The following is a 23,949-nucleotide window of genomic DNA, read 5'->3' as shown; positions in this document are numbered from 1 at the left end:
GGCTCCCACATGGAAGCCGTTCCCGCTTCGCTGAAAGCAACTTACGACCGATGCGCAACCCATACGACGTTCTGGGCGTGCCCAAAGCTGCGAGCGAGGCCGACATCAAGAAGGCCTATCGCAAGCTTGCCAAGGAATTCCACCCCGACCGCAACAAGACCGACGCCAAGGCCAAGGATCGCTTCTCGGAAGTGAACTCGGCCTATGAGATCCTGGGCGATGCCGACAAGCGCAAGCAGTTCGACCGCGGCGAGATCGACGCCGACGGGCGCCCGCGCGCAGCCGGCTTCGAGGGGTTCGGCGGCTTCGGCGGCGGCGGCGGCGGCGCCCGTGGCTTCGATTTCGAATCCATGGCTCGCGGCGGGCGTGGTGGACCCGGTGGCGGCATGGGCGAGGACATCTTCTCGCACATATTCGGGGAGGCGTTCCGCGCGGGCGGTGCCGGGCCGGGCGCCCGTCAGGCCGCGAAGGGCGAGGATGTCGCCGCCGAACTGATCGTAACGCTGGAGCAGGTCGGCGGCGAAGACAAGCTGCGCCTCAACCTTCCGACCGGTCGGGAGGTCGATGTGATGATCCCCAAGGGCGTCGTGGACGGTCAGACGATCCGGCTGCGCGGCCTCGGCCATCCCGGCGGCATGCGCGCGGAGCCTGGGGACGCGCTTCTGACGATCCGCATCCAGCCGCATCCGCGCTTCAAGGTGGAGGGTGCCGATCTGCGGGCGAGCGTCGAAGTTCCCCTCGATGATGCGATCCTTGGTGGCACGATCCGCGTGCCGACCCTGACCGGCGCGGTCGAGATGAAGATGCCGCCGATGACGAGCTCGGGCCGCACCTTCCGCCTGCGCGGCAAGGGCCTGCCCAAGAAGGACGGGACGCGCGGCGACCTCTTCGCCGTCACGGCGATCGTCCTTCCCGCTGGCGATGACGAGGCGCTGGCCGAATTCGCCCGCGCTCGCCGGGCCGCCCGCGTCGGCTGAGGTTGCTTTCCGGCCCGCACAGGCGCGGGCCGGACTTCCGTCCTCGCCGCGCCTCCGGTAAGGGAACCCCCGGCGCTACCGGCGCCGCGTTACACCGGGAAGCGTCATGGCGGAACACGGGCACGGGATTCTGGCGGGCAAACGGGGGATTGTCCTCGGAGTTGCCAACAACCGGTCGATCGCCTGGGGTATCGCCAAGAGCGCCCGCGCCCACGGCGCCGAACTGGCCTTCACCTATCAGGGCGATGCCCTGCGCAAGCGCGTGGAGCCGCTGGCCAAGGAGCTCGACGCCCAAGTCATCGGCCATTGTGACGTCACGGATGCGGCCTCGATCGATGCCGTATTCGCCGAGGCGACGCGGATCTTTCCGGAGGGGATCGATTTCGTCGTCCACTGCATCGCCTTCTCCGACAAGGATGAGCTGACGGGGCGCTACCTCGAAACCTCCGAGGAGAACTTCACAAAGTCGCTTCTGATCTCCTGCTACTCGTTCACGGCGGTAGCGCAGCGGGCGGAGAAGATCCTGCGGCCGGGCGGCTCGCTGTTGACGCTGACCTATTACGGCGCCGAGAAGTGGATGCCCCATTACAACGTGATGGGCGTGGCCAAGGCGGCCCTCGAAGCGTCCGTCCGCTACCTCGCCGCCGATCTCGGGCCGAAGGATATCCGAGTCAACGCGATCTCGGCCGGGCCGATCAAGACGCTCGCCGCCTCCGGCATCGGCGACTTCCGCTACATATTGAAGTGGAACGAGTACAACGCGCCCCTGCGCCGCACGGTTACGATCGGCGAAGTCGGCGAGACGGCGGCCTACCTCATCTCCGGCATGGCCGCCGGCATGACCGGCGAGATCCTGCACGTCGATGCGGGCTATCACGTGGTCGGCATGAAGAATCCCGAGGCGCCGGACCTCTCCCTCGACCGGGATTGACCGGCCGGATGGCCTCAGAACGAAAAAGGGCTGCCCGGAGGGGCAGCCCTTTTTCGCGGACCTCTATGCCGACCTACTCGTCGGCAGCGGGAGCCTGAGCCGCCGGCGCGTGCGGCGCGGCGTTGCCGGTCGCAGGCTTGGCGGGTGCCTTGGCCGACGGCTTCTGCGCCGTCGCCGCTGCGGGCTTTGGCATGTATTCCGGGTCGGTACGCGGGCCGTTCGGGCCGTTGGTCGGACCACCGAGCTGGCCGGGGATCAGATCCGTCACCTTATTCCAGGTCTGCGACTTGCAGAGGAACGCGATCAGGCAGCCCTTCACGGTCAACTCGCCGGGCGTCTCCGTCCAGATCGTCACCTTGTAGAACTTGCCGTCCTCGGAATTGTAGATCTGCCCCTCGTAGCGGGCTTCGTCGTTGGGCTTCAAACCCATGATGAGCTGGTGGCCGAGCGAGGGCCGGGCCTGCTTCTTCGGATCGGGGTTCTTGAAGTCGGTCCGCGGCTCACCCTTGTCATTCAGGGGAACCTTCAGCCACACGACGTAGCCGCACAGCTTGTCATTGGCGGCGCCGCACTTTTCCAAGCGGACGCGCGCACGCCCATCCTCAGTGAGGTAGGTGCCGCTGGGGTCGGTCGGTGTAGCGGCGCGGGCCGGACCGGCGAAGGCCGCAAGCGCGAACAGCGCCAGCGGCGCAGCGCGGCGACCGAGCAAGCGAAACATCATCCCTAAACTCTCCTCCATCGCGCGCCGCAGGCCATGACCAGACCCTGCCTTCGCCGAGGCGCCCCATGCCGCTCCCGACGGGCGGCACCGATGCTGCCGTGAGCCGTCTCACGCCCGATGGTGGCCGGATGATGACAGCGCGCTTCGAACAACGCCTTTTGCGCGGGACGTCGTGGTGCCGGAAAAACGAAGGGGCCGGTGCATGGCACCAGCCCCTCCGAAGCTCTCATGAGATGCGCCGGATTACTCGGCGGCGGTCATCTCGGCGGTGAAGTGGCCGCACCAATCATGGGTGGCGACAACCGGCCACAAACCCTTCGAATCGGGACCCGGCTGGCTGATCGGCGGGTTGAAGCGGCAGAGGCCCTCGTCGGCCTTTGCGACAGCGCCGTTGCCTTTGTGCTCGTCGTAGAAGCGGCAGCTCTCGCAGGACGCATTCGCGGTACCGGCCATGCTCGTTCTCCTCAAAGCTTGCGGCGGGAGACGTTGGCCCCGCCCGTAGTTCTTAATTAGAACAGCTCTAATGACGCGTCAATGACAGGCCCTCACGCAAAATGGCCCGGGGCAGCGAGCCCCGGGCCATTTGACGCCGACAGCTATGAGGGGAGATCGTTCAGGCGGCCGGGCGGGTCGCTTCGAGCGGCCGGTCCCGGAACAGGGCAGTGCAGCCCGAGCCACGATGCATGCTGAGGATCGAGGCACGGTCGATCTCGGAGTGACGCTCCAGCACGCCGCGTACGCAGGACACGACCTTCTCGTACTGTACCGGGTCGAAATTCGGCTCGAGCGGGCTCACCGCGATGTAGGTCTCGACCACGAGGACGCGCTCGGCCCGCTCCCGGCCAACTTCGACCGCGATCCACGACGACTTGATGAGGCTCGTGCTGTTGAGCATGAGAACGTCCTCCCGGTTGACCGCCGCTTAGACACAGACATGTGCGGTACGGCACTTACCGGCATAGTACGCCTCTCTGCCCGGCTCACAAGTGCGCCGGGCTCGGGGCTACTCCCAGAAACCCGGCTTGCTCTCTTCGAGGTTGGGGCCGATGCGGATGGCGGCGACCTTGGTGGCAAGTCCATCGGGCCCGGTCTCGATGGCAATTCCGCTCAACGTGCCTGGACCGCCAGCGACTTCCCAGCGCGAGCCGGGTGTCTTCTGGATCAACCGGCGGATCGGCTCATCCTTCTGCATGCCGATCACCGAATCATAATCACCGCACATCCCCGCATCCGACATGTACGCGGTGCCGCCCGGCAGGATGCGATGATCGGCGGTGGGCGTGTGCGTATGGGTGCCGACAACGAGGCTGACCCGCCCGTCGAGGTAGTGGCCGATCGCCTGCTTCTCACTCGTCGCCTCGGCATGGACATCGACCACAATGGCATCCGCTGCCGCGCCAAGCGGGCAGGCGGAGATCTCGCGCTCCACCGCCGCGAAGGGATCGTCCATCGGGTCGAGGAAGACACGGCCCATCACGTTGACGACGAGCACCCGTGCCCCGGCTTGCGTCTCCACGATGGTAGCGCCCCGGCCCGGCGTTCCCGGCGGGTAATTAGCCGGGCGGATCAGCCGCTCCTGCCGCCCGATGAAGACCAGCGCCTCGCGCTGGTCGAAGCTGTGATTGCCCAGCGTGACCGCGTCGGCACCCGCGCCGATCAACTCGTCGCAGATCGCCTCCGAAATGCCGAAGCCGCCCGCCGCGTTCTCACCGTTGATCACCACGCAATCGAGCCGCCACTGCTCGCGCAGGTTGGGCAAACGGTCGAGGACCACCGAACGTCCGGGACGCCCCACCACGTCGCCGAGGAACAGGAGCCTCATGCGCGCGGACCTTCGAACTGGAGTACGCTGTTTTCGGTGACGATGGCCGAGAGCGACTTGTCGTGCGGCTCCACCGGCACTTCGGGCACTTCCTGCGCGGCGTAACAGATGCCGATCGTCAGCAGGGATCGACCCTGCGACAGCCGGGCAATGGCACCGTCGTAATAGCCGCGCCCATAGCCGAGGCGGCGTCCCGCGCGGTCGAAGGCGGCAAGCGGCACGAGGAGCGCGTCGGGCGCCACTTCCGGTAGGGAAGGGTCCGGCTCGCTCAGGCCGAAGCCACCACGCACCAGCGCGTCGCCGGGCTTCCATTCCCGGAAGACGAGACCGCCGGGCGTGACGTGCGGCAGCGCGATCCGGGTGCCACGCGCCGCCAGCGCCGTCATCACCGGGCGGGGGTCGACCTCACTGCGGATCGGCCAATAGCCGGCGACCAAGGATGCATCGAGAAGCGGCTGGATCGTCAGGAGCCTGCTGGCGATGGCCGAACAGGCCTCTCGTCGGGCGTCGACGTCGAGGGCATCGCGGGCGGTCAAGGCCGCGCGGCGGGTCTCGGCCTTACGGGCCGCCAGCGAATGAGGATCAGGGTGCGGAGCCACGTGAGCCGTTGGAGGATCGATCCCGGGAAACCTACAGAGTAGGTGGGCGCCGTGTTGGCCAGGTCCAGGGACGAGGCCAGTGACAGCTCCCGAGGGAGTCGATAAGGCCCCGGGGATAGTGCTCCTGACGAACTCTGCAGCCCCGCCTCCACTATGTAGCCTCGCACCGATCTCCGCGCCAGGGTGATCCGCGAGAAAACGGCGAGGCTCCTTCCCTAGCGGGGGATGACGGGAGACAGATCCGCGAGGGCGGCGAGGCAGGAGTCGATATCGCCCTCTTCGGCCCAGACGTGGGGGCTGAATCGCAGGCCCCCTCCCCGCTCGCTGGCGAAGACCTTCCGCTCGGCGAGTTTCGCGACGATGCCTTCCGGCAGACCATCCGGATGCTTCACACCGAGGACATGCGGCACCCGTAGCGATGGCGGCGCGACCTCCAGACCCAAAGCCGTGCATCCATGCGCCAGACGGTCGGTAAGCACCTTGAGGCGCTGGGAGATGACGGGCGCCCCCCATTCCGCGACGAGCGACAGGCCCTCGGCCGCCATGGGCAGGGCGACGGGATCGTGCAGCTCACCCCTGTCGTAACGCCGGGCTCCGACGGCCGGGGGCCGGTTACCGTTGTGTTCATCGAGCGGCAGGCCATCCTGCCGGTGAGGTGCCGCGTAGAGGAAGGCGAGGCCGTAGGGGCCGAGGGTCCACTTGTAGGTGGGAAAGGCGAGGTAATCCGGTCGCCAGCCTGTGACATCGACGGGTATGGCCCCGACCGCTTGCGTCGCGTCGATGACGAGGATGGCTCCCGAAGCGTGGACGGCGGGCGCGATGCGGTCGAGATCGATGAGAGTGCCGTCCATCCAGTGCAGGGGCGTCAGCGTCGCGAGGGAAAGCGGCGGCGCCCCCGGCCGGGCGATGGCCGCGAGCAGCGCCTGCGTCCAATCACCATCCGCAGGCCGTTCGACCACCTCGACGATCAGCCCGCATCGCGCGGCCAGTCGGTCGAAAGGCAGGCAGAGGGACGGAAACTCATCCGCGACGCGCAGGATGCGACCGCCCGGCGAGAGCGCGAGCTGATGGGCAACGATGCTCATCGCATGGCTCACCGCGCCGACGATGGCGATGTCGTTCGGCGAAGCGCCGATCAGCGCCGCAGCCAGTGCCCGAGCCCGCTCGGTCTGCGGCGGAAAAGCCGTTCGCGAATGAGACCAAGGCTGGCTCTTGGCACGGATGCCGGCTTCACCGGCCGCGCGCGCCGCATGGGGCAGCGGCGACCACGCCGCCGCATCGAGGTAGCTCACGCCTTCGGGGAGTTCGAAGTGCCGACGCTGGCTCGGAAGGATCGGGTTCGATTCCATGGTGTCAGCCTAAGGGATCGTCCGCAGCGGGCGAAACCCGCGCCGGGCTTGATCCCCGCATGCGCATGCCGCATCCCGTGACGGTTCACAGCGACGATGAACCGACGCGTCCCAACTCGCCTTAGTCCTCTGCCATGAGTCTTCGGAGCTGCGACGCCCCTGCGAACGAGCCTGCGCCAATGCGGGTCGCCGACGCCCTCGCGTTGATCCGTGGGCGTCTGCCGATCTCGGCCGGTGTCGAACGGTTGATCTTGGGCGAGGCGGCTGGACGCATTCTGGCGCAGGACGTGTTCGCGCCGCTGTCGCTGCCGCCTTTCGATAATTCTGCCGTCGATGGCTACGCGTTCCGCCTCGATGATCGGGGGGGCGCACCTCTCCCGGTCGCCGCCCGCGTTCCGGCAGGCGCGTCCGCCCCCGCGATCCCGCCGGGCGGCGCCGTACGCATCTTTACCGGCGCGCCCCTGCCCCCCGGTGCCGACACCGTGGCGATGCAGGAGGATGTCCACGTCGAAGGCGGGGCGGTTCGGCTTCCCGAAGGCCTGACCCGAGGCGCCAATTGCCGTCGCGCGGGCGAGGATGTGAGGGCGGGAAATCTCGCCGTTCCGGCCGGGCGCCGTCTGGGTGCCCGCGATATCGCGCTGGCTGCCGCCCTCGGCCTGCGCGAACTCCCCGTACGGCATCGCCTGCGGGTCGGGCTGTTCTCGACGGGTGACGAAGTGACGGCGACAGGCGACGGACTCGCGCCTTCCGGCATCCACGATGCCAACGGGCCGATGCTCACCGCCCTCTTGGCGCGCTGGGGCGCGATTCCGCTTCAGCTCGGCATCCTGCGCGACGATCCCGCCATCGTCACAAGACGTCTCGCGGAAGCAGCCTCCGGTTGTGACCTGATCGTCACTTCCGGCGGAGTATCGGTGGGCGAGGAGGATCATGTTCGCGCGGCCGTGGGAGGGGCGGGCGGCATTGCCCTCTGGCGCCTTGCCATCAAGCCGGGTCGCCCGCTGGCCTTTGGCGAGGTCGGCGGCACGCCCTTCGTCGGCTTGCCCGGCAATCCCGGAGCCGCCTATGTGACGGCACTCGCGATCCTCTTGCCGGTCCTCCTGCATCTCGGCGGCGGCGCGGAGGAAGCCCCCCTCCCCCTCGTGCGCAGTGGTTTCGCCATGACGAAGCGGCTCGGACGGCGTGAGTACCTCCGCGTTTGCCTCCGGCCGGGGGACGATAGCCTGTCGGTGGCTATGCCGGCGCCGACCGGCGCTCTGTCCGGCTTGGCCGCCAGCGATGGCTTCGCCGAACTTCACGAGGATTGCGAGGCAATCCGCCCCGGCGACCTGCTGCCCTTCCGGGCGCACCCGCTCGGCTGACGCGCCTTGCCGGGAACCGGTCCGGCCTGTAGGCCCGAGCCCGCCCGTCATCCAGCCGCGGATTCGCCGTGACCCTCCTGACAGATCGCGCGCCCGCCAAGGTGAACCTGACGCTGCACGTCCTCGGGCGGCGCCCGGCCGATGGCTATCACGTGCTCGAAAGCCTCGTCGCCTTCGCGGGCACGGCCGACCGCCTGACCCTGCGCGCCGGGGAGACGCTCTCCCTAACGGTGAGCGGACCGACCGCAGGCCCCGCGGGGCCTGATGCGGACAATCTCGTGATCCGGGCGGCACGGAAACTGGAAGCGAAGGTGCCCGGCCTGAAGCTCGGAGCCTTCCACCTCGTGAAGCGTCTTCCGGTGGCGGCGGGAATCGGCGGCGGCTCGTCCGACGCGGCAGCGGCCCTTCGGCTGCTCGCGTGCCTCAACGGCCTGCGGCTCGATGATCCCGCGATGGTGGCGGCCGCCCGCGAGACGGGAGCCGACGTGCCGGTCTGCCTCGATCCGCGCGGGCGTATGATGCGCGGCGCAGGCGAGGATGTCGGCCCGGCCCTGAATTTTCCTGCCCTGCCTGCGGTGCTGATCAATCCCGGCGTGCCGGTGCCGACCGCGCCGGTCTTCAAGGCTCTTGGCCTGACGGTCGGGCAAACCCTTCCAGGCGCCCATCACCCCGAGATTCCGGCAGACTCGACTAGCGGCGCGCTGCTTACGGCGCTCGATCCGGCCCGCAACGATCTCGAAGGCCCGGCGCTGACGGTCGCCCCGGTGATCGGCGAATGCCTCACGGCCCTGCGGGGTCAGAAAAGTCGCCTTGCCCGCATGTCCGGCTCGGGCGCCACAGTGTTCGGCCTGTTCGAAGATCGTCACGCGGCGGTTGCGGCGGCCAAGCGTCTGCGCGCCGCCCATCCGGGCTGGTGGATCGCTCCGACCTTCCTGCGTTAACGATTGGCGGTGGTGACCGGCGAGGTCGCGCCACCGAGCGACACCCAGGCCGTCGCATCCTGGCTCTCGCGCTTGATGAAGACGTAGCCGGTGCGGTGCCAGGGCAGGATCGCGTTGGTCTTGTTGTCCAGCACGATGTCGCCCCGATCGGTGATCAGCGTCAGGACCGCGTGACCCTCACCCTTCTCGTCGATCACGACCGTCATCCGCATGGCCCGGCGCGGCAATCCGGCCTCGGCCAAGAGATGACGCTTCAGAAGCTGAAAATCCTCGCAATCGCCGATGCCGTCCTCGGCAAGGTCCCAGCGATCGGCGACATGGAGATGGTCCATATCGGTCATCGGCTCGACCGACTTGTTGATACGCTTGTTGACGGCCGTAATCGTGCTCCAGATCGCCGGAGTCAGGGTGATCCGAGCCGGCTCGCTACGGTCGACGGCGCATTCCGCCGCGTAATCCTGGCAGAAGGTGGTCCAGGCGGCGATCGGCTTGGCGTCGCCTCGCACCTTAGCTCCCACGTCCGAGGTCGACAGGCTGGCCAGCGTCTGGGCAGCGGCCCCACCCGTCATCGCGACGGTGGCGACGGCGACGACGGCGAGCCCACGCCGCAGCGTGGAAACCGCATCCCGCATCTTGGAAGCCGCGAACAGCATCGCCGTGACCCAACCGTTTAGCTCTCGTTAACGAAAGCTCTCACGACGGAGGCCTGACCGCAATCGCCCCCTTAACAAAAGGTTAATGCTGTGAGGAGTGGGCAGCAATTTGGCCACTTCCTGACACGTCGAACCAATTTTTCGGGACGGTTAATAACGTGAGGGCTGAGCAAAATCATTATCCGCCAATGTCTTGGAGGGTCAGAAACCTACCGGGCGCCCCAGACCGCCGGGTGGAGGGACTTGATTAACGAAACGTTAGCTGGGTCGACCGCCCTCCGGCGGAATGGCCGAACCGTGAGGCTTTCTCTCGCCTGCGGCGTTCCGGCAGCGTACAGACGGCGCGACCCCCGAAGAAGCCGGAGCCGAGAGCGCGTGCGCCTGACCCAGATCACCCATCACGACCTCGACGGTTATGGCGCCTCGACCGTGGCCGCCGCCTGCGCCGAGGTCGAGCGCGTTATCCATGTCCCGCGCTACAGCGATGTTGGGCCGGTCTTCGAGGAGGAGGTGAAGCGCCTCGGCAAGGCTCAGGCGTCGGAAACGCTTCTGATGACCGATCTCGGCCTTGAGGAGCAGACCATCGCCGGGCTCAAGCGGTTCGCCGCCATGAATCGCCGCCGGGACAGCGAGAAGCACCGCCTCGTCGTCCTCGACCACCACGCTTCTTCAGCCGAGCAGCTCGCTCGCCAGGGACTGGAGCCCATGCCGGTCGCCGACCGGCCCGGCCTGTCGCGCTCGGAATTCAACGATCCCGAGATCACGCTGCTGATCGAGGAGGATTCCTGCGCGTCGGCGATGACGATGACGCATCGTGCCCTCTTCGGCACGCGCGAGCCGGAGCGGGCGGAGGACCTGACGGCGTTGATCGCGGCGATCGACGCCCTCGACCTGTGGCGCAAGGAATCCCCCGCCTTCCCAGGCGGCATCGCCCTCGACGAAATCTTCTGGGAGAACGCCACGGGTTTGATCCCGCCCGGTCATCCCTGGCACGACCGGTTCGTTTCGGCTCTGCTGATGGCGGCGGGCGCCCGGCTGCGCGAAGGCGCGACCCCTGCGCAGCTTGAACAGGATGCTGTGGCGATCCGAACCCGCATCGTCGACGACCTGCTCGCCAACGAGCCCGACGACGATGCCGGCCTGACCACGCGCTCGCGGCTCGCCCGCGCGCTCGCCCGCTCGGACACGCTGTTCCGGCCTCTGAAGGATGGGACGCTACTCTCCTTCGGGCTCGATTCCGGCATGTTCCAGCGCGTCTCGGACCGGATCATGGAGGCGGGGCGGACCAAGCGGGTTGTGAACGTGCAGCGCATGGGGACGCTCTCGTTCCGCTCGGTCGACGGCACCGCGCTCGACGGCGCTCGCCTGTTCCGCGGCGGCGGCCATCGCGATGCGGCGGGCGGACGCCTGCAAAGCGGCTCGGCCTTCTCGCTGGCGGATGCGATTTCTCAGGTGGAGCCGGTTCTGAACCCGGAGAAGCCTGCGGGTTCGGATAGCCCCTTCGCGGCACTCAAGAACTGGAAGGGCTGATAGAGCTTTCCTTCGTCATTGCGAGCGTTAGCGAAGCAATCCAGGGCAGCAGGACGCTTTAGAACGGCGAGCCGTCCTGGATTGCTTCGCTGCACTCGCAATGACGACAGGGCCTAGAGCCGGAAATCCTCGCCGAGATACAGGCGTCGCGCCTCCGGGTCGGCGACGATCTGTTCGGGCGTGCCCTCGGTGAGGATACGGCCCGAATGGGCGATGTAGGCGCGGTCGATCAGGCCCAACGTCTCGCGCACATTGTGATCGGTGATCAGCACGCCGATCCCGCGCTGCTTCAGGTGCTTCACCAGATCCTGAATATCGCCCACCGCGATGGGATCGATGCCCGCGAAGGGCTCATCGAGCAGCATGAAGGTCGGCGACGAAGCGAGCGCGCGGGCGATCTCGCAGCGCCGCCGCTCGCCGCCTGACAATGCGATGGAGGGCGACTTGCGCAGGCGGGCGATGTCGAACTCTTCGAGGAGGGATTCGAGCTTGCGCGCCCGCTCCTTCCGGTCGGGCTCGGCGACTTCGAGCACCGCGCGGATGTTGTCCTCGACGGACAGGCCCCGGAAGATCGACGCTTCCTGCGGCAAGTAGCCGATGCCGAGCCGCGCCCGCTGGTACATCGGCAGATGCGTGATCGGCAGGCCGTCGAGGGTGATCTGGCCCCGGTCGGCGGCGACGAGGCCGGTGATCATATAGAAGATCGTGGTCTTGCCCGCGCCGTTCGGCCCGAGGAGGCCAACCGCCTCGCCGGTATGGACCGTCAGCCCCGCCTCATGGACGACCGTGCGCGCTCCGTAGCTCTTGCGCAGGCCCCGCACGCAGAGAATTCCAGGGCCGCCCTCTTCCACTGCTTCGACAGACGATACCTCGTCCGGCGCGATCGTGGTCGCGGTCGCCACCGGGCTCGACTTGGGCTTACGGCCGAACAGCCGCCCGAGCAGCGAGGGGCGGGCCGTCGCCCCCGGCTCGGCCTGGAGAGCCACGGTGTCGCTCAATTGGCTTGTGCCCGCGGCTTCGCCGGCGGGACGCTACACCCCTTGGCCTTCGTGTCCTTGCCATCGGACTTCTCGCCCGGCACGAACATGGCCGAGACGCGCCCGCCCGCCACCGGGTCCATATTCGCGCGGCCGCTTGCCATGTCGTAGACGAGACGCTGACCGCGGGTGACGTTCTGACACTGGCTGAGCACGACATTGCCGGTGAGCACGATGCGCTTCGCATCCTGGTCGAACACCGCATTGTCGCCGGTCGCGACCTGATCCTTTTGGGTCACCGTCACCGGCCCGGCGCACTCGACCTTCTTAATGCCGTTCTCGGCGGGGTTCTTCGAGGTCTGATCGTCGCTGCCCTCGCCGGACTTGTCCTTCGAGGCGGCGTCCTTCCCGCGCTTGTAATAGACGGTCATGGTCGTGCAGCGGATCGTGCTCTCGCCTTGAACCGCGACGACATTCCCGGCGAAGATCGCCTTGTTTTCCTTGTCGAACACGTCGAGCCGGTCGGCGTCGATCTTGATCGGCTCCTTGCCGCCGCCGCCGATATTGCCGAAGGCCGAAGACGAATCCCCCTTGGCGGCCTTCTCGGCCTGGGCCGGGGCCACAAGAGCAAAGCCGAGGGCGAGCGCGAGGGCACCGAAGCGAGCGACACTCATGGCCGGGGCTCCGCGGACGCAGCATCCGAGGTGAGGATCGTGCCCTTCAGCTTGTCCCCCTTCGCCGGGTCCGGGCTTTCGGAATTGATCACCACGCGCACGTTGCCGATGAACGAGATGACCTTGCCGTTCTCCACGACGTCGAGCCCGTCCGCATCCACGGTGCCCTTGGGTGTCGTGACGGTAACGGGCTCCTTCGAGACGATGGAGCCGGTCTTGAAGGCAATGGCCGCCGTCTTGAGCAGCGCCTCCTCACCCTTGTCGGTCCAGACGCGGATGTTGTCCTTCAGATCCAGCGCCTCACGGGCGCTATCGAACAGGCCCGATGCCGCCGAGAGCCGGGCAATCCCACCCTTGTCATCGGTCGCGATGTGACCGCGCATCTGCTGCAGTTCGATCTGGCTCGGCTTGCGGACATCCTGCAGCGCCGCCTCGGCCGTCACCTCATAGGCGCGATCGCCCTTGCGGAAGCCGGAAAGGCGCGGATTCTCCATCTTCACTTTGGAGCCCGCCAGCGTGACGGGTCCAACGGAGACACCGGGCAGGCTCGCCGCGAAAGGATTGAACAGATAGGCGAGCAGCAGCACGGTGGCACCACCGGCCACCACGGGGATCACGCGCCGCAGGCGGCGGACCCGACCGCTGTGGCGGTAGGCATGGGCATGAACGCGCCTGCGCGTTGCCGCGACAGCCTGTCCATTGCCGGCTTCAGCCTCGACGAGATTCATGCCGCGTCCGATGGGCGAGACTTCTGGTTTCTCGCCATGCCAGTGAGTTTGCGCCTGCGGCCCCCACCGCGCCCGCGCATCCGGCTGGGATGATCCCAGCCGGTGGCGAAGTTATGACTCCCACGTTTCCGAATGATCAATCATCGCGGGGCGTGGCAGGTGCGCGCCGTCACTCTTTTGGTGTTTGGGAGGCCTCGGCGAGGGCGGAAGCCACCTTTCTGGCAAAGGCAGCCGGGTCGCGAGGGCTGTCGCCATCTTGGATCCGCGCGAGATCGAGGAGCATCCCGGCCGATTCCGGCACCTGTGATTCGGGCGACGCCGCCAGGGTTCGGATGAGCGCGTGGCGTGGGTTGATCTCAAGCGTCGGCTTGCCCGCCCCACCGGCGCGACCGGCCCGCCGCAAGAGCCGCTGCATCTGCAGGTCGGGACCGGCACCGCCTGCCGAGAGCACGACCACGCTGTCGACCAGCCGATCGGTGACGCGAACATCGGCCACCTCGTCGGCCAGCGCTGTCTTCACCGCCGCTACGAAGGCATCGAGCCCTTCGACGGCCTCGGCCTCACCGCCCTCGGCGGCGAACTTCGACAAGTCGAGGCCGCCCTTCGTGACCGACTGAAGCTTCTTCTCCTCGAAGGCGCCGAGCTGGTCCGGCCAGAACGCATCGACATGATCGGACAGGAGTAGCACTTCGAGCCCACGCGCGCGAAACCCTTCGAGCTGCGCGGAGGATTTCAACGCCTCGGCATCGTCGGCGACGAGATAATAGATCGCCTCCTGACCGTCCTTCATCCGGGACACGTAGTCGGCGAGCGAAGTCCAGCCCTCGACGGCGGAGGAGCGGAAGCGCAGCAGAGGGGCGATCTCCGAGCGACGCTCGAAATCCTCGTAGATCCCTTCCTTCAGGACAGGGCCGAAGTTCTCCCAGAACGCCTCGTAATCCTCACCCTTCTTGGCGCGGTTCGTCAGCTCGGTGATGACCCGGCCGGTCACCGCCTTACGGATGCGGGCGAGCGCCGGGGTCGATTGCAGCATCTCGCGCGACACGTTGAGGGGCAGATCCTCGGTGTCGACCACACCCTGCACGAAGCGCAGCCAGGACGGCAGCAACTCGGCTTCATCGGTGATGAACATGCGCCGCACATGCAGGCGCACCTTGCTCTGCCGCTCGTTCTCGATCGGCTGGAACGGCTTCGAGCCTGGCACGAAGAGGAGCGCCGAGAATTCGAGCTGCCCCTCGGCCCGCCAATGCAGCGTGGCCCAGGGCTTGTCGAAGTTCATGCCGAGCGCGTGGTAGAACTCGGTGTACTGCTCTTCCGAGATCTCGGATTTGGACTTGCGCCACAGGGCGGTGCCCTGGTTGGCCGCCTCGTCCTTGCCGTCGCGCACGATGGCGACGGGCACGGTGATGAAGTCCGCCCACTTCCGCACGAGATGATCGAGCCGATAGGGCTCCAGATACTCGTCCGCATCCTCCTTCATGTGGAGGACGATGTCGGTGCCGGGCTCCGCACGCGTACCGGGCTCCAGCGTGTAGCTGCCCTGGCCCTCGGAGGCCCACGTCCAGGCCTCGTCCGAGCCGACCTTGCGGGACGTGACGGTCACGCGGTCCGCTACCATGAAGGCCGAATAGAACCCCACGCCGAATTGGCCGATCAGGCTCGGCCGGTCCTCGGCCTTGGCGGATTCGAGCGTTTGCGAGAAGGCGCGGGTGCCTGAGCGGGCGATGGTGCCGAGGCTCGACGCGAGGTCGTCCTTGGCCATGCCGATGCCGGCATCGGAAATGGTGAGGGTGCGTGCCTCCTTGTCGGGGGCGATGCGGACTTTCGCGTCCGGCGGAAGGGCGCTGGACTCGCTGGTCAGCGCCTCGAACCGACGCCGGTCCATGGCGTCGGCAGCGTTGGCGACCAGCTCGCGCAGGAAGATCTCACGGTCGGAGTAGAGCGCGTGCACCACGAGGTCGAGGAGACGGCCTACCTCCGCCCCGAATTCGTGCCGCTCGATCGTCTCGCTCACGGATTGAACCTCCGGTTCATTTAAGGAAATGGCGCCGCGCATATGCGCGCGAGCGCGGCCGTTTTCAATCCGTTCCCCCGCTTCCGTCATTGCGAACGCCGTGAAGCAATCCAGGGCAGCGGGACGCCATCAGGCGGGGAGCATCCCTGGATTGCTTCGCATTCGCTCGCAATGACGTGGGGGTGTTCAGATCGCGTCCAGACCGAGATCGATGATCGCCGCCGAGTGGGTGATCCAACCACACGAGATCAGATCGACGCCGGAGGCCGCGACGGCCCCCACGGTCTCGACGGTGATGCGCCCCGACGCCTCGGACAGGGCTCGGCCATCGATGATCGACACAGCCTCCGCGAGCGTCGCCGGGCTCATGTTGTCGAGGAGCACGGCATCGACACCGACCGACAGGGCCTCGCGCAGCTGATCGAGCGTATCGACCTCGCACTCGATTTTCACGAGGTGGCCGGCGCGGGCTTTCGCCCGCTCGATCGCCTGCCTTACGCCACCGGCCACGGCGATGTGGTTGTCCTTAATGAGCACTGCGTCATCGAGACCGAACCGGTGGTTCGAGCCGCCCCCGGCCCGCACCGCGTGCTTTTCCAGGGAGCGCAGGCCCGGCGTCGTCTTGCGGGTGCAGGCGATCGATGCCTTGCCGTGCGGTCGGGCCGCCTCGACCAAACCGTTCGTGGCAGTCGCGACGCCGGACAGGCGGCAAAGCAGGTTGAGAGCCACCCGCTCGGCGGTGAGGATCGCCCGAGCGGGACCATCGAGATGCAGGACTACGTCGCCGGGGGCGACGCGGGCACCGTCGCCGCGTTCGACGCTCACGCGCACTTCGGGGTCGACCAACGCGAAGGCAATCGCCGCCGCGTCCGTCCCGGAAATCACCCCCGGCTGACGGGCGGCGATGACACCGCGCATCCGCTCGCCCGGCGGGACGATGGCATCGGTGGTGATGTCGCCCGCCCGGCCGAGATCCTCGACCAGGGCCGCACGCACGATCGGCTCGACGAGGAGCCGCGGCAGGGGGAGAATGTCGGTCACGAAATGTCTCACTCTGCGAGCGCGGGAGCGGCGATGCCGGTGGGCGTCGTCTCGGTGTGGCGGGCTGGCGCCTGATGGGGATGGTCGCTGCGCCAGTGGGCGCCACGGCTCTCCTCACGCGAGAGGGCGCTGCGCGCGATGTGAGAGGCCACGAGGGCGGCGTCGCAGGTCTGCGCGAGGGGGGCGAGGATCTCAACGGCCTCGTTCAGGCCCTTCGCCTCCCGCACCACGCCGACATGGGTTTCCATAAGCGCGCGGATCGCAGGCAGATCGGAGGGGGCACGCAGGGTCGGCACGTCGGCCAGGATCCGGCGCGGCGGCGGCGCATCGAGCCCGTCCGCGATGAACCCGGCATAGGCCAGCCCTTCGAGCAGCGAATTGCTGGCAAGGCGGTTTGCCCCGTGCAGCCCGGTGGAGGAGACTTCGCCGCAGGCATAAAGGCCCGGCACGCTGGACGCGCCCTGCGCATCCACCTTCACGCCACCCATGTGGTAGTGCGCCGCCGGGCGCACCGGGATGAGCTGCACAGCCGGATCGATCCCGGCCGACGCACAGAGCGCGGCCACGGTGGGAAAGCGCATCGGCATCGCGGCGCCGAGCGCCCCGCGCGTGTCGAGATACACCGTGCGGCCCCGTTGCAGCGCCTGGAAGATGCCGCGAGCGACGACATCGCGGGGGGCGAGGTCGCCCCCGGCAATGCCCGCCATGACGGCAGCGCCGGTCTCGTCGATGAGCCGGGCGCCCTCACCGCGCAGGGCTTCGGTGGCGAGCGGCATGGGATCGCGCCCGGCCGCGATCGCCGTGGGGTGGAACTGCACGAATTCCATGTCGCGCAACACCGCGCCTGCCCGCGCCGCCAGCGCGAGGCCGCGCCCGGTGGCGCCGGGCGGATTGGTAGTGGACGCATAGAGCCCGCCGAGCCCGCCCGTGGCGAGCACGACGGCCCGTGCCGGGATGCGGAACCGGGCACCATCGCTGTCGCCGACGATGCCTGCGACAGCCCCATGCTCGTCCCGCAGGAGGTCCGTGACGGCCGCCGTCACCACCTCGATCCATGGGGCAGCCTTCACGGCGGCGACGAGGGTCTCCAACACCCGTGCGCCCGTGGCATCGCCGCCCGCCCGCACGATACGGCGGCGGCTGTGAGCGGCTTCCAGACCGAGGGCAAGCTCACCCTCGGCAGTCCGGTCAAACGGCGCGCCAAGGCTCACCAGCCAGTCGATCAGGCGCGGCCCTTCGGCGGCAATGCGCAAAGCGACATCCGGCTCGGTGAGCCCGGCGCCCGCCGCTCCGGTATCGGCCGCGTGCAGGGCGGCGGAATCGTCCTCGCCCATGGCGGCGGCGATGCCGCCCTGAGCCCAGCCGGTCGCCGTGCCGGAGCCGAGGGGCGCTGCGGTGACCAGCGTGACCGGGCGCGGCGCAAGGCGCAGGGCCGTGCTGAGACCTGCGACCCCGCCGCCGACCACGATCACGCGGTCGGCCGGGTTGCGAGAAAGAGCGTTCATCGCGTCTTGACCGCCAGCATGCGCTCCACGGCGGCCCGCGCCCGGTCGGCCAGGGCCGGATCCACCGTGACCTCGTGGGTCATCGTTTCGAGCGAGCGCCGGATGTTGCGCAGGCTCATCCGCTTCATGTGCGGGCACATGTTGCAGGGCTTGATGAACTCGATATCCGGGTTCGCCGCCGCGATATTGTCGGCCATCGAGCATTCGGTGACGAGCACCACCTGCGCGGGCCGCTTCTCCACGACGAAGTCCATCATCATCGCGGTCGAGCCGGAGAAGTCCGATTCGGCTACGACATCCGGCGGGCATTCCGGGTGGGCGATGACCGTGACGCCGGGATAGCTCTCACGCACGTCGCGGATATCGGCGGGCGTGAAGCGCTCGTGCACCTCACAGTGTCCGGCCCAGGTCAGGATCTCGACCTCCGGCACTTCGGCCTGGACGTTCTGCGCCAGGAACTCGTCCGGGATCATCAGCACGCGCGGCGCATTCAGCGAGCGAACGACCTGCACGGCGTTGCCGCTGGTGCAGCAGAGGTCGGACTCGGCCTTCACGGCGGCTGAGGTGTTCACGTAGGTCACCACCGGCACACCGGGATACTTCCGGCGCAGCGCCCGAACGTCCTCGGCGGTGATCGAATCCGCCAGCGAGCAGCCCGCGCCCATATCCGGGATCAGCACCGTCTTCGATGGATTCAGGAGCTTGGCCGTCTCCGCCATGAAGTGCACGCCCGCGAGGACGATCACATCCGCATCGACGTTCACCGCCTCACGTGCCAGGGCGAGGCTGTCGCCGACGATGTCCGCCACGGTGTGGAAGATCTCCGGCGCTTGATAATTATGCGCCAGGATGACGGCGTTCTTCTCGCGCTTCAGGCGCAGGATCGCCTCTATGTCCGGTGCCAGCGCGGGCCATTCAATCGCCGGAACGTGACGGCTGACCTTCGCGTAAAGGTCGGGCAGCGGAAGGGCTCCCGGAATGCGGGAGACGGGCGCGATGGTCGCCGTCATGGCGTCCTCCAATTATGCTCACTTTGAGCATTGTGCCGCCTAACTTATGAGCCTCCCGAGCCGCTGTCTAGATATGCTAGGTTTGAGCATAAATTGTTTGCAGCGCATTTGTCAGGGTGCGCCGCAACATCACGCTTCGCCCTCGCTGATCGAATCCGCGGGCGATCAGCAGAACGTTGCCGGATCGGGGCCGATGCGCCCGTTCGGATCGTCCAACGTTTCGATCTTTGTCATCTCATCTTCGCTGAGAGCGAAGTCGAAGATCGAGATATTCTCCAGGATCCGCTGAGGGCTCGACGTCTTCGGTATGGCGACGTCTCCGATCTGCGCGTGCCAGCGCAGTACGATTTGAGCGGGACTCTTACCGTGCGCTTTCGCGATGGCGGCAATGGCCGGATCGTTGAGCTTGCCCTGGCCCAGAGGGCTCCAAGCCTCGGTCACGATACCGCGAGCCGCGTTCGAACCCCGCGCCTCCCGCCGCTGAAAGGACGGGTGAAGCTCGATCTGGTTTACCGCAGGCGTTACGCCGGTCTCCCCGATCAGGGTCGCGAGATGCTCGTCGGTGAAGTTCGAGACGCCGATCGACTTGATCTTCCCTTCGTCGCGCAGCGCGATCATCGCCTTCCATGTCTGCACGAACAGGCGGCGCTGCGGGCAAGGCCAGTGGATCAGGTAAAGATCGACGTATTCGAGCCCGAGCTTCTTGCGGCTCTCCTCGAACGCTTTGGCAGCGTCGGGCCCCTGCCGGTCGTTCCAAAGCTTCGTCGTTAGGAAGATCTTGTCGCGCGGTACGCCCGATTCCCTGATGCCCCGGCCGACCCCCGCTTCGTTGCCATAGGCGGCCGCCGTGTCGATCAGGCGGTATCCGGCCATGATCGCCTGGGTCACGAGGGTGGGAGCCTGCGCCTCCGCGATCTGCCAGCAGCCGTAGCCGATCTGCGGGATCTGGCGTCCGTCGTTCAGGGCGAGCGTCGGGATGGATGCCATGCGGGGACCTCTCCTGCATCGGGTAAGGCCTTCACCTGTGGCGGAGGCGGCACCGGTGCCAGACCGGGCTTCGATCCCCGCGCGAATCGGGCGCAGTTTTGAGCGGATCCAGCGTGAGCGGTGGAACGTTTCCCCGCCGCACCAGAACATCGGCGCTTCAGGTTTTTTGCCGCGCGGTCGCGCAGGCCTGTCTCAGCGGGATCGCAGCATGACTGACCACTCACCGGGAAAGGCGGGTGCTCCGACGCGCCGGGCCGTCGTGGAGGGGTGTGCCCTCATCGGTGCGCTCGGAATCGGTGGCTTCGGCTTTCGGCCGATGGAAGCCCGTGCCGAGGCCCCCGCGCCCGGCGATCCCGCGCCCCAGACCATGCCGGTGCGCCTGACCATCAACGGCAAGGCCCACGATCTCACCCTCGATACGCGCACGACGCTGCTCGATACTTTGCGCGAGCATCTCGCCCTTACCGGGACGAAGAAGGGCTGCGATCACGGGCAGTGCGGCGCCTGCACGGTGCTCGTGGATGGCCGCCGGATCAATTCCTGCCTCACCCTCGCCGCCATGCACGAGGGTGATGACATCACCACCATCGAGGGCTTGGCCGAGGGCGACACGCTGCACCCGATGCAGGCCGCCTTCATTCAGCATGACGGCTTCCAGTGCGGCTACTGCACGCCGGGGCAGATCTGCTCGGCGGTCGGCATGCTGAACGAGGTGAAGGACGGCTTCCCGAGCCACGTCACCGACGACCTCGCGGGCAAGACCTCGCTGAACGATGCCGAGATTCGCGAGCGAATGAGCGGCAATATCTGCCGCTGCTCGGCCTATCCGAACATCGTCGCGGCGATCCGCGACACCGCCGGCACGAAACTGTGAGAGGCGTACGATGAAGGCCTTCACTTACGAGCGTCCGGCAACGGTGCAGGAGGCGGCGAAGATCGTCGCCGAGCGACCCAACGCCAAGTTCATCGCAGGAGGCACCAACCTCCTCGACCTGATGAAGCTTCAGGTCGAAACGCCCGCCACCCTCGTCGATGTGAACCGCCTGCCCCTGTCGCAGGTGGAGGACACGGCCGAGGGCGGGCTGCGGATCGGCGCCCTCGTCCGCAATTCGGACCTCGCCGCCCATCCCCGCGTCCGGAAAGATTACGCGGTGCTGTCGCGCGCCCTGTTGGCAGGCGCCTCCGGCCAGCTGCGCAACAAGGCGACCACCGCCGGAAACCTGCTTCAGCGCACCCGCTGCTTCTACTTCTACGACACGTCCATGCCCTGCAATAAGCGCGAGCCTGGCTCCGGCTGCGCGGCCATCGGCGGCTACAACCGCATCATGGCGGTGCTGGGCACGAGCGAACAGTGCATCGCCACCAACCCGTCCGACATGAACGTGGCCATGCGGGTGCTCGATGCCACGGTCGAGACGATCAACCCGGACGGCCAGACGCGCAGCATCGCCTTCGCCGATTTCCACCGACTGCCGGGCGACACGCCGCAGATCGAGACGGATCTGAGGAAGGGTGAGCTCATCACGGCCGTGACCCTGCCGAAGCCGGTGGAAGGCACGCACATCTATCGCAAGGTCCGTGACCGCGCGTCCTACGCGTTCGCCACCGTCTCCATCGCGGCGGTGATCGCCTCCGAGGGCAAGGGGCGGGTCGGCTCGGCCCGGTTGGCCTTCGGCGGGTTGGCGCACAAGCCGTGGCGCATCGCAGCCGCCGAGGAGGCCCTGATCCGCACCGGCTCGGCCGATACCGCCGCCGACGCGGTGCTGAAAGGCGCCCGCGGCTATGGCGCCAACGACTTCAAGATCCCCCTCACCCGCCGAACCCTGCGCGCCGTCGTCGCGCAGGCGACGCGCGCCTGACGCCGAACGCAGGACATCCGCCATGGAGATGAACCAGCCGATCGGCCGCACGCCGCTCGATGACCGCGCCGAGGGCCTCGTCGGCAAGCCGCTTGATCGGGTCGACGGCCCTCTGAAGGTCACCGGCCGCGCGCCCTACGCCTACGAAAGCCGGGCGCTGAAAAACCCCGTCTACGGGTACATCGTTACCGCGACGGTGGCGGCCGGGACGATCACGGCCCTCGATGCCGAGGCGGCTCGCAAGGCGCCCGGCACGATCTTCGTGATGACCCACGAGAACGTGCCCGAGCAGGGTGAGAAGAAGGAGCAGGTCTGGCCGCAGCTTCAGGGGCGCGAGGTCAAATTCTACGGCCAGCCCATCGCCTTCGTCGTGGCCGAGACTTTCGAGCAGGCGAGGGCCGCCGCGATGCTCGTGACGGTGATTTATGACAAGGCTAAGCCCAAAGGGCTGCTTCGCGAAAACCTCTCGGCCGCCTACGAACCGAAGCCGATGCCGACCTCGCCGGGCGTGAAGCCGGATTCGGCGCTTGGTGATTTCGATGGTGCCTTCGCCAAATCGCCGGTCCAGATCGACGTCGAGTACACCACACCGACGCAGATCCATGCGCAGATGGAGCCGCACGCGACCATCGCGGAATGGCAGTCCGGCCCGGATGGCGATGCGGTCGTGCTCTATTCGGCCAACCAGATGCCGAACCGGAACCAGCCCTCCGTTGGTTCGGTGCTGAAGATCGCGCCGGATAAGGTGCGATTCGTGACGCCGTATATCGGCGGCGGCTTCGGCTCGAAGCTGCAATCCCTTCCCGAAGCGACGCTCGCGGCCCTGGCCTCGAAGGTGATCAAGCGGCCGGTGAAGGTCACCATGACCCGCCAGCAGGAATTCCACGTCGGCACGCACCGGACGGACACGATCCAGCGCGTCCGCCTCGGCGCCGACAACGACGGTCGGCTGACGGCCATCGCCCATGAATCGTGGTCGGACACGGCGATCGACGATGGCTTCTACGAGACGTCCGCCAACGTCACCCGCTCGCTCTACGCCGCGCCGAACCGCATCACTCGCCACCGAATGGTGAACCTGAACCTGCCCATCGCCTCGTCCATGCGGGCGCCGGGCGAGGCGGTCGGTCAGTTGGCCTTCGAATGCGCGATGGACGAGTTGGCCGAGCGGCTGAACATCGATCCGGTCGAACTGCGAATCCGCAACGAGCCGCAGGAAGATCCGGAGAAGAAGGTGCCCTTCTCCACCCGCCGCCTCGTGGATTGCATGAAGGAGGGTGCGGCCCGCTTCGAATGGGACAAGCGCGGCAAGCCCGGCGCCACCCGCGACGGACAATGGCTGATCGGCCTCGGCATGTCCGCCGCTGCCCGCCAGAATCCTCTGAAGCCGTCGGCGGCCTCAGTCCGCCTCGGGCCGGATGGCGTGCTCACCGTCCGTATGGCGATGACCGACCTCGGAACGGGCACCTACACGATCCTGACGCAAATCGGCGGCGAGATGATGGGTCTGCCGCCGGAGAAGGTCCGCGTCGAACTCGGCGATACGAACTTCCCGAAATCGGCAGGCTCCGGCGGCTCGTTCGGCGCGGCCTCGGCCGGCTCGGCCCTCTACGTCGCTTGCGACAACCTCCGGCAGGCGCTGGTCGCCAAGTCCGGGCTCGATGCGGGCGAGGCGCAGTTCGCCCACGGCGCCGTCTCGGCCGGTGGCCGGAGCGTCCCCTTCACGGATCTCGTGGGGAGCGAGGGCCTGGAAGCTAAGGGCGAGATCAAGCCCGGTGAGATGGAAAAGAAGTTCTCGCAATACTCGTTCGGAGCCCACTTCGCCGAGGTCGGGGTCGATATCGATACGGGCGAAGTCCGGCTGCGGCGAATGCTCGGCTGCTTCACCGGCGGCCGAATCCTCAACGAGAAGACCGCGCGATCCCAGGCCATTGGCGGGATGATCTTCGGCGTGGGCGCCGCGCTGATGGAAGATGCCGTGATCGACCCGCGTTACAGTTATTACGTCAACCATGATCTCGGCGAATACCACGTCTCGACCCATGCCGACGTGCCGAATGTCGATGCATTCTTCCTGCCCGAATTGGATGACAAGGCGAACCCGCTGAAGAGCAAGGGGCTCGGCGAACTCGGCATCTGCGGCGCGGGCGCTTCCGTGGCGAATGCGATCTACAACGCCACCGGGATCCGCATCCGCGATTACCCGATGACCCTCGACAAGGTGCTCAAGGGGCTGGAAGAACGGGAGACGCAGCGGCGGACGTGAGATC

General features: G+C 67.4%; 23 protein-coding genes and 1 other RNA gene. 8 read left to right on the top strand and 16 right to left on the bottom strand.

The window, feature by feature from the left end; translation table 11 throughout:
- Window positions 1-50 precede the first annotated feature (50 nt).
- Together J4O73_RS10280 and fabI are read left to right on the top strand one after the other, a co-directional pair.
- Window positions 51-977, top strand: a complete 927-nt coding sequence (locus tag J4O73_RS10280; RefSeq protein ID WP_426216998.1) for a DnaJ C-terminal domain-containing protein — start codon at window positions 51-53, stop codon at window positions 975-977.
- Between the two features lie 106 nt (window positions 978-1,083).
- Complete coding sequence (gene fabI, locus J4O73_RS10275) at window positions 1,084-1,908, top strand: enoyl-ACP reductase FabI (RefSeq protein ID WP_426216996.1); 825 nt, start codon at window positions 1,084-1,086, stop codon at window positions 1,906-1,908.
- Between the two features lie 73 nt (window positions 1,909-1,981).
- Here the strand turns inward: fabI and J4O73_RS10270 are convergent, their stop codons facing one another.
- From J4O73_RS10270 to J4O73_RS10240, 7 genes are all read right to left on the bottom strand, one after another.
- Window positions 1,982-2,629: a DUF2147 domain-containing protein gene (locus J4O73_RS10270; RefSeq protein ID WP_426216994.1), complete on the bottom strand. Its 648-nt coding sequence runs from the start codon at window positions 2,627-2,629 to the stop codon at window positions 1,982-1,984.
- A 243-nt stretch (window positions 2,630-2,872) separates the two neighbouring features.
- On the bottom strand, window positions 2,873-3,082 hold the full coding sequence (locus J4O73_RS10265; RefSeq protein WP_426216992.1) for a hypothetical protein: 210 nt from the start codon (window positions 3,080-3,082) through the stop codon (window positions 2,873-2,875).
- Window positions 3,083-3,242: 160 nt separating this feature from the next.
- Complete coding sequence (locus J4O73_RS10260; protein ID WP_426216991.1) at window positions 3,243-3,524, bottom strand: hypothetical protein; 282 nt, start codon at window positions 3,522-3,524, stop codon at window positions 3,243-3,245.
- Between the two features lie 108 nt (window positions 3,525-3,632).
- The gene (locus J4O73_RS10255; RefSeq protein WP_426216989.1) at window positions 3,633-4,451 is read right to left on the bottom strand and encodes a TIGR00282 family metallophosphoesterase; all 819 of its coding nucleotides are present in this window, start codon (window positions 4,449-4,451) and stop codon (window positions 3,633-3,635) included.
- The gene (locus J4O73_RS10250; RefSeq protein WP_426216987.1) at window positions 4,448-5,050 is read right to left on the bottom strand and encodes a 5-formyltetrahydrofolate cyclo-ligase; all 603 of its coding nucleotides are present in this window, start codon (window positions 5,048-5,050) and stop codon (window positions 4,448-4,450) included. The genes J4O73_RS10255 and J4O73_RS10250 overlap by 4 nt, the downstream gene beginning before the upstream one ends.
- A non-coding RNA gene (gene ssrS, locus J4O73_RS10245) (6S RNA) lies at window positions 5,040-5,196 on the bottom strand. Before ssrS ends, J4O73_RS10250 begins: the two co-directional genes overlap by 11 nt.
- 69 nt (window positions 5,197-5,265) lie before the next feature.
- Window positions 5,266-6,399 (bottom strand): aminotransferase class V-fold PLP-dependent enzyme, encoded by a 1,134-nt coding sequence (locus tag J4O73_RS10240; protein ID WP_426216985.1) that lies wholly within the window; start codon window positions 6,397-6,399, stop codon window positions 5,266-5,268.
- Window positions 6,400-6,578: 179 nt separating this feature from the next.
- Here J4O73_RS10240 and glp point away from each other — a divergent pair, with 179 nt between their 5' ends.
- Complete coding sequence (glp, locus tag J4O73_RS10235) at window positions 6,579-7,760, top strand: gephyrin-like molybdotransferase Glp (RefSeq protein ID WP_426216983.1); 1,182 nt, start codon at window positions 6,579-6,581, stop codon at window positions 7,758-7,760.
- A 68-nt stretch (window positions 7,761-7,828) separates the two neighbouring features.
- Window positions 7,829-8,701, top strand: a complete 873-nt coding sequence (locus J4O73_RS10230; protein WP_426216981.1) for a 4-(cytidine 5'-diphospho)-2-C-methyl-D-erythritol kinase — start codon at window positions 7,829-7,831, stop codon at window positions 8,699-8,701.
- Here the strand turns inward: J4O73_RS10230 and J4O73_RS10225 are convergent.
- A complete protein-coding gene (locus tag J4O73_RS10225) occupies window positions 8,698-9,354 on the bottom strand; it encodes a transglutaminase-like cysteine peptidase (RefSeq protein WP_426216979.1) in 657 nt (218 codons plus the stop codon). The genes J4O73_RS10230 and J4O73_RS10225 overlap by 4 nt on opposite strands.
- A gap of 375 nt (window positions 9,355-9,729) precedes the next feature.
- Between J4O73_RS10225 and J4O73_RS10220 the strand changes: the two genes are divergently transcribed.
- Window positions 9,730-10,884, top strand: coding sequence for a dimethylmenaquinone methyltransferase (locus J4O73_RS10220; protein WP_426216977.1), 1,155 nt, complete (start codon window positions 9,730-9,732; stop codon window positions 10,882-10,884).
- A gap of 113 nt (window positions 10,885-10,997) precedes the next feature.
- Here J4O73_RS10220 and lptB read toward each other — a convergent pair whose 3' ends face one another.
- From lptB to J4O73_RS10180, 8 genes are all read right to left on the bottom strand, one after another.
- Window positions 10,998-11,786 carry an LPS export ABC transporter ATP-binding protein gene (gene lptB, locus J4O73_RS10215; RefSeq protein WP_426217703.1) on the bottom strand — a complete coding sequence of 263 codons (789 nt, stop codon included), beginning with the start codon at window positions 11,784-11,786 and terminating at the stop codon, window positions 10,998-11,000.
- A 92-nt stretch (window positions 11,787-11,878) separates the two neighbouring features.
- Entirely contained in the window at window positions 11,879-12,535 is a 657-nt protein-coding gene (locus J4O73_RS10210; RefSeq protein WP_426216975.1) for an LptA/OstA family protein, read from the bottom strand.
- Window positions 12,532-13,263 carry an LPS export ABC transporter periplasmic protein LptC gene (lptC, locus tag J4O73_RS10205; RefSeq protein WP_426216973.1) on the bottom strand — a complete coding sequence of 244 codons (732 nt, stop codon included), beginning with the start codon at window positions 13,261-13,263 and terminating at the stop codon, window positions 12,532-12,534. Before lptC ends, J4O73_RS10210 begins: the two co-directional genes overlap by 4 nt.
- A 169-nt stretch (window positions 13,264-13,432) precedes the next feature.
- Window positions 13,433-15,277, bottom strand: coding sequence for a molecular chaperone HtpG (gene htpG / locus J4O73_RS10200; protein WP_426216972.1), 1,845 nt, complete (start codon window positions 15,275-15,277; stop codon window positions 13,433-13,435).
- A 186-nt stretch (window positions 15,278-15,463) separates the two neighbouring features.
- On the bottom strand, window positions 15,464-16,318 hold the full coding sequence (nadC, locus tag J4O73_RS10195) for a carboxylating nicotinate-nucleotide diphosphorylase (RefSeq protein ID WP_426216970.1): 855 nt from the start codon (window positions 16,316-16,318) through the stop codon (window positions 15,464-15,466).
- Between the two features lie 8 nt (window positions 16,319-16,326).
- Window positions 16,327-17,823, bottom strand: a complete 1,497-nt coding sequence (locus J4O73_RS10190; protein WP_426216968.1) for an L-aspartate oxidase — start codon at window positions 17,821-17,823, stop codon at window positions 16,327-16,329.
- A complete protein-coding gene (gene nadA, locus J4O73_RS10185) occupies window positions 17,820-18,833 on the bottom strand; it encodes a quinolinate synthase NadA (RefSeq protein ID WP_426216966.1) in 1,014 nt (337 codons plus the stop codon). Before nadA ends, J4O73_RS10190 begins: the two co-directional genes overlap by 4 nt.
- A 165-nt stretch (window positions 18,834-18,998) precedes the next feature.
- On the bottom strand, window positions 18,999-19,820 hold the full coding sequence (locus J4O73_RS10180; protein ID WP_426216965.1) for an aldo/keto reductase: 822 nt from the start codon (window positions 19,818-19,820) through the stop codon (window positions 18,999-19,001).
- Between the two features lie 208 nt (window positions 19,821-20,028).
- On the opposite strand from J4O73_RS10180, the gene paoA reads away from it, so the two are divergent.
- Genes paoA through J4O73_RS10165 form a run of 3 tightly spaced genes read left to right on the top strand, consistent with a single transcriptional unit; the run spans window position 20,029 to window position 23,945 of the window.
- A complete protein-coding gene (paoA, locus tag J4O73_RS10175) occupies window positions 20,029-20,694 on the top strand; it encodes an aldehyde dehydrogenase iron-sulfur subunit PaoA (RefSeq protein WP_426216963.1) in 666 nt (221 codons plus the stop codon).
- A 10-nt stretch (window positions 20,695-20,704) separates the two neighbouring features.
- Window positions 20,705-21,679 carry an FAD binding domain-containing protein gene (locus tag J4O73_RS10170; protein WP_426216962.1) on the top strand — a complete coding sequence of 325 codons (975 nt, stop codon included), beginning with the start codon at window positions 20,705-20,707 and terminating at the stop codon, window positions 21,677-21,679.
- Window positions 21,680-21,701: 22 nt separating this feature from the next.
- Window positions 21,702-23,945 (top strand): molybdopterin cofactor-binding domain-containing protein, encoded by a 2,244-nt coding sequence (locus J4O73_RS10165; protein WP_426216960.1) that lies wholly within the window; start codon window positions 21,702-21,704, stop codon window positions 23,943-23,945.
- The last annotated feature ends 4 nt before the right edge of the window (window positions 23,946-23,949 follow it).

Origin of the sequence: Methylobacterium sp. NFXW15 (assembly GCF_049887755.1) — a bacterium.
Classification (GTDB): Bacteria; Pseudomonadota; Alphaproteobacteria; order Rhizobiales; family Beijerinckiaceae; genus Methylobacterium.
Note: the sequence above shows the minus strand (reverse complement) of the source record. Positions and strands in the feature narration are given on the sequence as shown.